Below are 11319 nucleotides of genomic sequence, written 5' to 3' on the forward strand. Positions count from 1 at the left end.
ACCATGACGCGTCGCGTCCTGCGGATGCAACTCGACATAGGGCTCGGCGAAGTGCTGTGATAGCCGCTGGCTTTTGCCGGTGCGCGTCATCGTGTGCCAGTGGTCACGCACGCGGCCTGTGTTGAGCGTCAGCGGGAACGCTTCGGATGTGCGCGACGGAACAGACGCTTGAACCGGCACGAACCTGGCCTTGGCGTCGATGGTGAAATATCCGCCGTTGCCGAAGAAGCGCGATGTCGGTTTGGAATTCGCCGCTGACGGCCACTGGAATGGCTCAAGCCGTTCGAACTGCGCGTCATTGGTCTCTGCGAAGGCACCGATGTCGAAATCGCGCGTGCCGCCGTTCTCGAAGCCTGAGAGCGCGGCGTGTTCGGCAAAAATCGGCGAGGGCGAGACGTACTCGAAGGCGCTCGCAAAACCCATTCGCTTGGCAACTTGCGAAACGATCCACCAATCCGGGCGGGCTTCGCCGGGCAACGGCAGAAAATTCTTCTGCCGCGAAATGCGCCGCTCTGAATTCGTAACGGTGCCGTTCTTCTCGCCCCAAGCGGCGGCAGGTAAACGCACATGCGCATGTCTGATCGTATCCGTCGCGGCCGTGACGTCCGAGACGACGACAAACGGGCAGGCGCGGATCGCAGCTTCGACATGATTTGCGTCCGGCATCGAGACGACCGGGTTGGTCGCCATGATCCAAAGCGCTTTGATGCGGCCGTCGGCGACGGCGCGGAACATGTCGACGGCCTTGAGGCCGGGTTGCGTCGCAATCGTCGGCGATTGCCAGAAGCGCTGCACGCGATCGCGATGCACCGGGTTTTCGATGTCCATGTGCGCGGCGAGCATGTTGGCAAGGCCGCCCACTTCGCGCCCGCCCATGGCGTTGGGCTGGCCCGTTACAGAGAACGGCCCCATGCCCGGTTTGCCGATGCGCCCCGTCGCCAAGTGGCAGTTGATGATGGCGTTGACTTTATCAGTGCCGGATGACGATTGGTTGACGCCCTGGCTGTAGACAGTGACGGTCTTCCCGGTCGCGGCGAATAGAGCGTAAAACTTTTCTAGCGCCGCCGTCGTGAGGCCCGTCTGCTGCACGACATCGTAACTGTCGTATGCATCCGCCGCTTCCAGCGCCTCGTCAAAACCGTTGGTATGCGCGGCAATGTACGTGCGGTCGAGAGATGGGCTCGACGCCAGATGCTTGAGCAATCCGGTGAACAGTGCGACGTCGCCATCGGGCCTGATCGGCAGATGCAGGTCGGCGACGTCCGCCGTCATAGTGCGGCGCGGATCGATGAGCACGATTTTCATCTCGGGCCGCTTGTCTTTGGCGGCGGCGATGCGCTGATAGAGAACGGGATGGCACCAAGCGAGGTTCGATCCGACGAGCACGACAAGATCGGCAAGTTCGAGATCTTCGTAGCATCCCGGCACGGTGTCTGAGCCGAAGGCGCGCCGGTGGCCGGCGACGGACGACGCCATGCACAGCCGCGAGTTGGTATCGATGTTGGCCGAACCGATGAAGCCCTTCATCAGCTTGTTGGCGACGTAGTAATCTTCCGTCAGGAGCTGACCGGAAACGTAAAACGCCACCGCGTCGGGTCCGTGCTCGGCGATCGTCTGCGTGAATGTCGAAGCGACGAGGTTGAGGGCGTCGTCCCAGCTGGTGGTCCGCCCGTATGCTTCAGGGAAAAGCAGCCGGTCTTCCCGGCCGATCGTTTCGGCAAGCGCCGCGCCTTTTGAACAGAGCCGGCCATAATTTGCCGGATGGTCGGGGTCGCCCCGGATGGCAACGTCGCCCCCGGGCGAGACTTCCGCGAGCACGCCGCAGCCCACCCCGCAGTAGGGGCAAGTGGATTTGACGATCGCCGGTTGGGCCATCTGGTGCTTCAAGCCGCCTGGCTCGCGGAGGTCTCGAGCGCGATGAAGATTTTATCGCCTTCGATCTTGATTGGGATCGTGCGCACGCATCCCTCGTCGGCGCCCAAGGCTTTGCCGGTCTCGAGCGAGATGACCCAACTGTGTAGCGGGCACGTCACCGCCGCGCCGTGGACGATGCCCTGGCTCAACGGGCCCCCCTTGTGCGGGCAGTGGTCGTCGAGGGCGAAGACGCGATCGTCAGCCGTGCGGAAGATTGCAATCCGCCCGATGGGGGTTTCAACACACCGCGCGCCGCGCTGGGGAATGTCGGACGTGTTGCCGATCGGGATCCATCTCATGGCGCTCACTCCGCCGCTTGCACAAGACCGGCCGTCGCCATCGGCCGGAATTCGTGCTTGTGCAGGCCGGAGACACGCTCCGACCAGGGATCGACCTGTGCGAATTTCTGCGAAAAGACGAAACGATCGAAGAAGGCTTTGCGACGTTCGCGATCGTCGAGTACCTGACGGCGAATTTCCGCAACGCCGACGCGCTTCGTCCATTTGTAGATACGTTCTAGATAGCGCGCCTGTTCGCGGTACATCTGAACCAGCGCGACGATGACTTCGAGTGCCTCATCCTCGGTCTTGGCGAGGCCCAATACTTCCGTGCCTTTGATGTCGAGCCCGGCGGCGCCAGCGAAATGGATTTCGTAACCGGAATCTACGCAGACGACGCCGACGTCCTTGCACGTCGCCTCGGCGCAGTTCCTCGGGCACCCCGAAACCGCCATCTTGACCTTGGCGGGCGTCCACGACCCCCACATGAATTTCTCGATGCGGATGCCGAAGCCGGTCGAGTCCTGGGTACCGAAGCGGCACCAGTCGGTTCCGACGCACGTTTTGACAGTGCGCAAGCCCTTGGCGTAGGCGTGTCCCGAGACGAAGCCGGCTTTGCCGAGGTCGGCCCAGACGGCGGGCAAATCCTGCTTCTTGATGCCGAGCATGTCGATGCGTTGGCCGCCCGTGACCTTCACTGCCGGGATTTCGAATTTGTCGACGACGTCGGCGATGGCGCGTAATTCCTTGGCGCTCGTCACGCCGCCCCACATCCGCGGTATGACGGAATACGTGCCATCCTTCTGAATGTTGGCGTGGGCACGCTCGTTGATGAAGCGAGACTGATAATCGTCGGCGTATTCGCCGGGCCAATCGCAGACGAGGTAATAGTTGAGCGCCGGGCGGCACTTGGCGCAGCCGCAGGATGTTTTCCACTCGAGCTCCTGCATGACCGCGTGAATGGTCTTGAGGCTCTTGGCCTTGATCAGGCGGCGAACGTCGTCGTGACCGAGCGCCGTGCACGGGCACATCGGCTGCACGGCGTTGCGATTGTAGGCGTCACCGAGCGTCAGCGTCATCAGCTGCTCGACGAGCCCAGTGCATGAGCCGCACGAGGCCGACGCTTTGGTGTGGGCACGCACGTCGTCGAGCGAAGTAAGGCCCTTCGCCTTGATGGCTGTCGTGATCTTGCCCTTGCAAACGCCGTTGCAGCCGCAGATTTCCGCATCATCTGGCAAGGCTGCAACGGCCGCCATAGGGTCCAGCGGCGACCCTCCCTGATAGGCTTGGCCGAAGATCAGAGTTTCACGCATGTCGGAGACGTCGACCTGTTTCTTTTTCAGGTCGTTGAACCACGCTCCGTCGGCGGTCTCGCCATAGAGCACCGTCCCGATGATGCGGTTGTCTTTCAGAACGAGGCGCTTGTAGACGCCAGCGGAAGCGTCGCGCAGCACGATCTCCTGGCGATCATCGCCGTCGGCGAAATCGCCGAGCGAGAAGAGGTCGATGCCGGTGACTTTCAGTTTTGTCGGGGTATCGTTGTGGACGAATCCAGCCACGTCTTGGCCCGCGAGCTTGGCAGCGGCAACACGGGCCATCTCATAAAGTGGCGCGACGAGACCATAGACATGTCCGCCAACCTCGGCGCATTCGCCGAGCGCAAAGATATCAGGATCGGACGTTTGCATGTGGTCGTCGACCACGACGCCGCGATTGACCTCCAGGCCGGCGCTTTTTCCGAGCCATGCGCTTGGCCGGATACCTGCGGCCATGACGACCAGCGTGCACGGGATTACCGTTCCGTCGGCTAGCTCTATTGCCTCGACCTTGCGCTCACCGAGAATGCGCTTGGTTGAGGCCTTGGTTATGACCTTGATGCCGCGAGCCTCGATCGCGCGCTGCAGGAGATGGCCGGCAGCCGTATCGAGCTGCCGCTCCATCAGCGTCGGCATCAGATGCAGCACGGTGACATCCATACCGCGCTGTTCGAGCCCTGCCGCAGCTTCGAGGCCGAGCAATCCACCGCCGATCACCACGGCCTTAGCTCGCGATTGCGCAGCAAGCAGCATCGCCTGCACGTCGTCGAGATCGCGATAGGACAGGACGCCCGCAAGATTGTTGCCGGGAACAGGCAGAATGAAAGGCGTCGATCCTGTCGCGATGACCAGTTTATCGTAGGGGGTAGTTACGCCACGATCGGACGACACGGTCTTTGAAGTGCGGTCGATCGCGACGATCTTGTGGCCCTTGTAGAGCGTGATGCCGTTCTTGATGTACCAGCCGTCGCCGTGGATGATGATCTGCTCGTAGCCTTTTTCGCCGGAAAGAACCGGCGACAGCATGATGCGATCATAATTGACGCGCGGCTCGGCGTTGAAGATCGTGACTTCGTAGCGCCCCGGAGCCGCTTCGAGCAGATGCTCGAGCATTCGGCCCGGCGCCATTCCGTTTCCGACAACGACGAGTTTTTCAGCCACGTGCGGGCCCCTCCGGATCATTCTGCTGCATAGGTAAAGGTCTGACCGGAGACGGGCCGATGGCGTTCAAGGCGCCGGACCGAGATGTCCATCCAGACGAACAAGCCGGCGACGAGGGCGAAGAGCAGCATGAAGCAGCTCGACCAGAGGCCGGTGACATCGTTGAGAACGCCGAACGCAACTGGCAGGAAGAAGCCGCCGAGGCCGCCGATCATGCCGACTAATCCGCCGACGGCCCCGACATTCTCCGGATAGTACGTCGCGACGTGCTTGAAGACGGCGGCTTTGCCGAGGCTCATGAAGAAGCCGAGCACGAATGCGATGGCGACGAAGGCAAGCAATCCGATTTCAAAGTGAGAGGCGATACCGCCGCGGACGCCGTGCATCACGTAATCGGTCGGCGGCAGGGACAGAACGAGCGTCGCCACGGCGGATACCGCGAGACTCCAGTAGAGGACGGCACGGGCGCCGATGCGATCGGAGAGCACGCCGCCGTACGCGCGGAAAATACTGGCAGGAATAGAATACGCCGCGCCGATCAATCCGGCCGTTTCTATATCGAGCCTGTAGACGCCGATGAGATAGCGCGGCAACCAAAGGGCCAGCGCCACGAAGCCGCCGAACGCGAAGAAATAATAGAGCGCGAAGCGCCAGACGCGGGCGTCCTTGAGCGGCGTAAGCTCCAGGAGGTAAGGCTTCGGCGCAGCGCCGGTTTTCCTTCTCTCGATCAGAACCGGATCGTCAGCAGTCGACAGCCAGAAGACGATTGCCGTGATGGCGAGAAACGCCGCCCACACGACGGCCACGGCCTGCCAGCCCCAGGCGACGAGCGCGACGGGTGCGAGGAGTTTCGTGAGGGCCGCGCCCACGTTTCCGACGCCGAAGATGCCGAGCACGGTTCCTTGCCGGTGCGCTGGGAAAAAGCGCGAGACGTAGGCGACGCCGATGGCGAAAGATCCGCCGGCGAGGCCGATGCCAAGGGCCGCGGCAAGCATCTCAGGATACGTGTGCGCGAAGGCCAGCAGCACCGTCGCCATGCTCGCAGCCAGCATGGTCAGCGTGAAGACGAGACGGCCACCGTAGCGGTCCGTCCAGATGCCGAGCACAATGCGGGCGAGCGAGCCTGTAAGGATCGGCGTGCCGACGAGGAGCCCGAACTCAGTTTCGCTGAGCCCGAGTTCGTCCTTCACCCGCACGCCAATGATCGAGAAGATCGTCCAGACGGCGAAGCAGACCGTGAATGCGATCGTCGACATCCAAAGTGCGCGCCCTTCATTGCTGTTGGGCGTGAGGGCTGTGGCCTCGCGTGCGTGCATCCATTGCTCCCCGTACGGCCCCTGCGGTGCTGCGCCTGATCAGCTCAAAGCAACCGGGTTCGCTGCCATTGACGGCAGAGTGCCTTGGGCGCCCACCGTTGGGCGCTGTCGATCTCGCTAAAAGCAGAGATCGTGCCATCTGAGGAATGCAAAAATTATCGATTTAAATCAGCGTATTATTGAATTTTTGACGACTCGCGCCGGGCTCGCGCAAGTCCAAAGAATTAGCAATCCGCGGAAGCATCGGCGTAAAATTTGTGCAACGCGAAAGCGGTCACAGCGCTCCGGCTTCGCAATAGAAGCGGAGCTGCCGCTAGCATGATCGCCGATGAAATTTGAGGTGCGCAGCGGGTTCGCTGCGCACCGCGATTAGAATTCGAACCGCTAATCGCTAGTGGGCGACGGCGAGGAATTCATGCCGCGATACCGGATTGTCGCGAAAGCATCCGAGCATCCGGCTCGTCACTAGTTCGGTGCCGGGTTTGTGTACGCCGCGCGTCGTCATGCAGTGATGCGTCGCCTTGATGATGACGCCGACGCCTTGAGGCTGCAGAACGCGTTCGATCGTGTCGGCGATCTGGGCCGTCATCTTTTCCTGAATCTGCAGGCGCTTGGCGTAGGCATCGACAACGCGCGCAAGTTTGCTAATGCCGACGACGCGGCCACGCGGAACGTAAGCGACCCAGGCCCGGCCGATGATCGGCGCCAAGTGATGTTCGCAATGGCTTTCGAAGGGAATGCCACCGAGCACGATCATCTCATCGTAACCTTCGATCTCCTCGAACGTCTTCTGCAGGAGGAGAGCGGGGTCTTGCCGGTAGCCGGCAAAGTATTCCTCGAAGGCGCGCGTGACGCGGGCCGGTGTTTCGAGGAGGCCGGGCCGATCCGGATCGTCGCCGGTCCAGCGGATGATCGTCCGCAATGCCGATTCGACTTCCGATCTGTCGGGCCTGCTGTCATCGTGCTCGGCCTGCAGGTCTCGAGCCAACGGTTTTACGATTGCGTCCACCGGTATCTCCCATCTCGGCGCTTCTGTTTTACTTGTTCACGATAGTGATCGTGCCGGTCATGTCGGGGTGGGCGCGGCAAAAGTATTTGATCGTGCCGGGCTTGGTCATTTCCTGCCGAGCGGATTGCCCGGCAACGATCATGACATCCCACTCGCCGCTTGTTGCGGTGGCCGTGTGGTCGACGAAGTCGTTATTCACCCATTCGACCGTATCGCCGGCCTTGACCGTGATCTCGGCGGGCGAGAAGGCGAGGTCGTTGATTTTGACTTGTACGACCTCGCCTGCGATCCCGACGTGAGCGCTTGCGATTTGCAGCAGCAGAACCAAGGCCGAGCAACGCATTGCCGTTCGCATCGGGACTTCTCCTTACTTCAACGTGCTTGCGAGATGCTCGGCGTGTTTCAAGTGGCCTTCAAAAATCTTGAGGCCGGTCTGGAGCAGGCTCTTCAATTCGCCGTTCGATGACGAAGGTATGAGTGTCGTCTCAAGCGCGCCGTCCACGGTCTTGTGGAATGCGACCTCGTTGTCGACATATGCCTTGTCAAACGCGGCCCCAGAAAGCTTAGCCAATTCGGCGGACTTTTCGTCGGCCTGCTTTGTCAGAGCTTTGCTCGTGTCGTTGTCTTCGGGCGTTACGTTAAGCTTCTTGACGAGAGCCAACGCCTTGTCATTCACGGCCGTATGATCGCGGACCATGTCGTTGGCGAAAGCGCGCACATGCTCATTCTTCGATATTTGCAGAGCCTGCTGTGCAGCTTTGACGTCGATAGCGCCTGCCGTATAGGCGATGTGCGCGATCTGTGGATCGGACGGCTTGTCGGCCGCGAACGCGGGTACGGTGGCACCGACTAAAATGAATGCCGCAGCCAATCCTAATGAACGGCCGCGTGAATGGATGTGGAGCATCCTCGATACCTCCCTGATAGCGAGCCGAAAGTGGCTCATTGCCTTATCGAGAGATTGGATGCGGGCTCGACTGCAAAGGTTCCCGCCTTCAGGCGGATATTAGGAGACGCTTCACCAAGGCTTCCGTCATACGGCCGCAGCGTGCGCCGTCGAAGGGGAAGACATCACTGAAGAGCGGCCCGATGTGATCGGAGAGAGCGCTCTTCAGAAGTCGCCGCGCGCGGTGCAATCGCGTCTTGACGGTTTCCGGTTTGAGGCCAAGCAGGTCAGCCGTCTCTTCGATGCTCATGTCTTCGATGACGCGTGCGACGAGGACCGTGCGGAAGTCTTCCGGCAGATCGTCGATGGCGCGCTCCATCAGGCGGAATATCTCGCGTTGGGCAATCACGTGCTCAGGGTCCACGGTTCGATGTCCGGCGAATGGGAAGGGTATGACCTGAGACTGCGTCTCCGGCGGCGGGTTTGGCTGGGCCACGGGCTGTTCGACGCGCCGGCGCCGCCTCTGTAGTGCCTCGTTGAACACGATCCGGGTGAGCCACGTCGCAAGACTCGACTCACCGCGAAATTCAGGCAGCGCCGAAAAGGCGCGCAGATACGCTTCCTGCACCACGTCCTCGGCTTCGCTGTCGTCGCGCACGATACTACGTGCAACACGATAGAGACGGCGGTTGTTCGTCTGGATGATCGAACGAATGGCTGCCTCATCCTTGCCGACGGCTCTGCGGACGAGGTCGGCCTCGGCCGCCCTCGGTTGCTCCGTCAATAGCGATTGAGCCATGCTCGATACCTTTTCTGACGCACCACGTTGCTATGGATGCACGGCCCCAGGAAAGGTTCCCGGGGACATCAGCCGAAATAAACAGCGCGGTCCGTGACTATGTAATCCATAGGGATGTCGTGCGGTAACGGGGTGAAATCCGGGAGCCGGCAAAGCTCATAACCAATACCGATGGCGATGGGTTTGGGATCGCGCGCGGCCAGCGTCCGATCGAAGTAGCCGCCGCCGTAGCCGAGCCGGTAGTTCTTGTGGAATCCGATCAACGGTATGATCACGGCCGTCGGATTGACGGGGATGCGGCTTGCCGGGACCGGGATGTTCCAGAAGCCGCGCGTCAGCGGCTCGCCCATGCGCCACTGCCAATATTCGAGCGGGCTATTCTTGGTGACGACAACGGGAAGCGCGGTTTTCATCCCCCGGGCGGCGGCGAAGCGCGAGGCCCAGCGGCAAATTTCAATTTCGCCCTTGATCGGCCAATAGAGGCCGAGCGTCTCGCTTTTGAGGCTCTCGCAGACGCTGGTGAGGTTGGCCAATAGTGTCGACGTCGCATGTGCGCGGGCTTCGGCGCAATGGGTTCGGCGCATGGCCAGCAGTCGCTTGCGCTCTGCACGGCGCCACTCTTTGATATCGTGCGGTATCGCCGCCACGGTCGAATCGGCGGCTTCGACGTTTAGGTGTGAATGATCCGGCTGCCCGCTCGTCACCGCTTGCTTCCAATCGCGAATATCACCGTCCAGCATCGTTGCCTCATATGGTTTGCGAAGGCTCAGCGCACATCAACCGCGCCGCAATCGCGCTTTCACGTTTCGAACTGCCGTAGCAACTTCCGCAGCGTCGGGCGGATGTTTTTCAATTCTGCGACGTGGATCGCCGAAAGTCCATGCAGGGCGGAATGCCCGCTCTTCGTCAGCGAGACCAATATCCGGCGGCGATCCGTTGAATCAATCGTGCGTTCGACCATGTCGAGATCGACCAGGCGATCGACAAGCCCGACAGCGGTATGGTGACGGACCAGAAGACGCTCGGCGATCTGTTTGATGCTGAGTGCATCTGTCTCCGGTGCCCCCTTGATAGCCAGCAGGGCCTGATGCTGCTGCGGCGTTAATCCCATTGCCAGGGCGGCTTCCTCGCTGAATGCCAGGAATTTGCGCAGGGCGTAGCGAAACTCCGCGAGCGCTTCGTAGTCGGCGCTGGTGAGCGTTGGCCCTTGTCCCCGGCGAGAGACGGCGGGCGATTTGGCCGGTCTTGTTCGAACTTTAGTCACGTCCTGCTCCCGCTGATCCGGTAGCGTATCGGCTAGCGATACAACTGCAAAGAGCCAAACCGTTGTGTGGCCGCCGGAGCGCACAATCGAAAGGATCACAGCCCCATAACAGCATTAGAATTTTCCGCACCGCCATAAATACGGCCCCCTCATTGGCTGGACTAGGTTTTTTTGCTGCGTCGCTTTGGAGGAGGGGCCAAAAGCCGCCGAGCTTGATGATTTATATCGCACTGCGATATAAATCATCCGGGTGTATAGCGACCCGTTCTTTCCCGACCTTCATATGCGGCGGCGCCATTTTTCGAGCGACCGTCGAGCCAAGCGGAACTTTCATGAAACTCGAAAATGCCGAACTTCGCCGACTTGGCGATTTTACCACTGATGCGCGCGTGCTCCTCATTGCCGCGATTTCGACATTGGTCGCCTCGGCCGCTGTTTTAGCGGGGATCGGGCTATTGAGCCTCATCCGGCTCGTCACCAACGTCGCCTATTTCGGAAAATTCTCTCTGGCCACTCCCAACATTGCAGACTCTCCGCTCGGCCTCGCGACCTTTTTCGTTCCGATCGCCGGTTCGCTGATCATCGGATTCATGGCCCGTTACGGAAGCGAGAAAATCCGCGGCCACGGTATTCCCGAAGCCATCGAAGCGATCCTTCTCGGCCGATCCCGTCTCGATGCGAAGGTTGCTGTGCTGAAGCCACTGTCGTCGGCAATCGTCATCGGCACGGGCGGCCCGTTTGGCGCCGAAGGCCCGATCATCATGACCGGCGGCGCCATCGGCTCGCTCATCGCGCAAATGCTGCCGGTGAGCGACAACGAGAGGAAAACGCTGTTGGTGGCAGGCGCGGCCGCGGGCATGACGACGGTGTTCGGCACACCGATCGCGGCCATCATGCTGGCCGTCGAACTTCTGCTCTTTGAATGGACGCCGCGCAGTTTCGTTCCGGTTGCGGTTGCGGCGATTGTCGCCGAAGTCGCGCGCACGCTGCTGCACATGCCGGCTCCGCTTTTTCCTTTCAATGGCGGCATGGACGTATCCGTCTCGGCTTTGGGCGCGTGGATACTGATCGGCGCCGCAGGTGGCTTGCTCTCAGGACTGCTGACGAAGCTGGTCTATACCGCCGAGGACCTGTTCTCGAAGCTTCCCATTCATTGGATGTGGTGGCCGGCGATCGGCGGTGTGGTGGTCGGAGCTGGCGGCTTGATCGATCCTCGGGCGTTGAGCGTCGGGTACGCCAGCATTCAGCAGCTACTCTCGGGAACGCTGGTTGAGGGAAGTGCCGCCAGCCTGCTGGCGGTCAAGGCAATCATCTGGTCCGTGGCGCTGGGCTCGGGTACATCCGGCGGCGTGCTTGCACCACTTCTCATCATCGGC

At 61.1% G+C, this 11319-nt stretch carries 11 protein-coding genes; 1 reads left to right on the forward strand and 10 read right to left on the reverse strand.

The features are described 5' to 3' along the window. The 10 genes from VN623_RS07585 to VN623_RS07630 form a co-directional block, all read right to left on the reverse strand. The coding region (locus VN623_RS07585; RefSeq protein WP_325569718.1) for a molybdopterin-dependent oxidoreductase at window positions 1–1875 on the reverse strand (1875 nt) is incomplete at its 3' end. 8 nt (window positions 1876–1883) lie between these two features. Beyond that, window positions 1884–2213: a nitrite reductase small subunit NirD gene (gene nirD / locus VN623_RS07590; RefSeq protein WP_325569720.1), complete on the reverse strand. Its 330-nt coding sequence runs from the start codon at window positions 2211–2213 to the stop codon at window positions 1884–1886. Window positions 2214–2218: 5 nt separating this feature from the next. Continuing rightward, entirely contained in the window at window positions 2219–4669 is a 2451-nt protein-coding gene (gene nirB, locus VN623_RS07595; protein WP_325569722.1) for a nitrite reductase large subunit NirB, read from the reverse strand. A 17-nt stretch (window positions 4670–4686) separates the two neighbouring features. Further along, complete coding sequence (locus tag VN623_RS07600; RefSeq protein WP_325569724.1) at window positions 4687–5985, reverse strand: nitrate/nitrite transporter; 1299 nt, start codon at window positions 5983–5985, stop codon at window positions 4687–4689. A 391-nt stretch (window positions 5986–6376) separates the two neighbouring features. Further along, window positions 6377–6994 (reverse strand): GTP cyclohydrolase I FolE, encoded by a 618-nt coding sequence (gene folE / locus VN623_RS07605; RefSeq protein WP_325569726.1) that lies wholly within the window; start codon window positions 6992–6994, stop codon window positions 6377–6379. Between the two features lie 28 nt (window positions 6995–7022). Then, window positions 7023–7349, reverse strand: coding sequence for a cupredoxin domain-containing protein (locus VN623_RS07610; protein ID WP_325569728.1), 327 nt, complete (start codon window positions 7347–7349; stop codon window positions 7023–7025). A 12-nt stretch (window positions 7350–7361) separates the two neighbouring features. Beyond that, a complete protein-coding gene (locus VN623_RS07615) occupies window positions 7362–7901 on the reverse strand; it encodes a DUF4142 domain-containing protein (protein ID WP_325569730.1) in 540 nt (179 codons plus the stop codon). A gap of 88 nt (window positions 7902–7989) precedes the next feature. Next, window positions 7990–8679 (reverse strand): RNA polymerase sigma factor, encoded by a 690-nt coding sequence (locus tag VN623_RS07620; RefSeq protein WP_325569732.1) that lies wholly within the window; start codon window positions 8677–8679, stop codon window positions 7990–7992. A gap of 68 nt (window positions 8680–8747) precedes the next feature. Beyond that, window positions 8748–9419 (reverse strand): 5-formyltetrahydrofolate cyclo-ligase, encoded by a 672-nt coding sequence (locus VN623_RS07625; RefSeq protein WP_325569734.1) that lies wholly within the window; start codon window positions 9417–9419, stop codon window positions 8748–8750. Window positions 9420–9478: 59 nt separating this feature from the next. Continuing rightward, a complete protein-coding gene (locus tag VN623_RS07630) occupies window positions 9479–9943 on the reverse strand; it encodes a MarR family winged helix-turn-helix transcriptional regulator (protein WP_325569736.1) in 465 nt (154 codons plus the stop codon). A 332-nt stretch (window positions 9944–10275) separates the two neighbouring features. On the opposite strand from VN623_RS07630, the gene VN623_RS07635 reads away from it, so the two are divergent. After that, a partial coding sequence (locus tag VN623_RS07635; protein WP_325569738.1) for a chloride channel protein occupies window positions 10276–11319 on the forward strand: 1044 nt, incomplete at its 3' end.

Source organism: Hyphomicrobium sp., from assembly GCF_035572195.1.
Classification (GTDB): Bacteria; Pseudomonadota; Alphaproteobacteria; order Rhizobiales; family Hyphomicrobiaceae; genus Hyphomicrobium_B.

Coding starts and splice junctions, on each gene's coding strand:
- VN623_RS07620 (WP_325569732.1), bottom strand. CDS start 8,679: ATGGCTCAATCGCTATTGACGGAGCAACCGAGGGCGGCCGAGGCCGAC.
- VN623_RS07600 (WP_325569724.1), bottom strand. CDS start 5,985: ATGCACGCACGCGAGGCCACAGCCCTCACGCCCAACAGCAATGAAGGG.
- VN623_RS07615 (WP_325569730.1), bottom strand. CDS start 7,901: ATGCTCCACATCCATTCACGCGGCCGTTCATTAGGATTGGCTGCGGCA.
- VN623_RS07625 (WP_325569734.1), bottom strand. CDS start 9,419: ATGCTGGACGGTGATATTCGCGATTGGAAGCAAGCGGTGACGAGCGGG.
- nirD (WP_325569720.1), bottom strand. CDS start 2,213: ATGAGATGGATCCCGATCGGCAACACGTCCGACATTCCCCAGCGCGGC.
- VN623_RS07610 (WP_325569728.1), bottom strand. CDS start 7,349: ATGCGAACGGCAATGCGTTGCTCGGCCTTGGTTCTGCTGCTGCAAATC.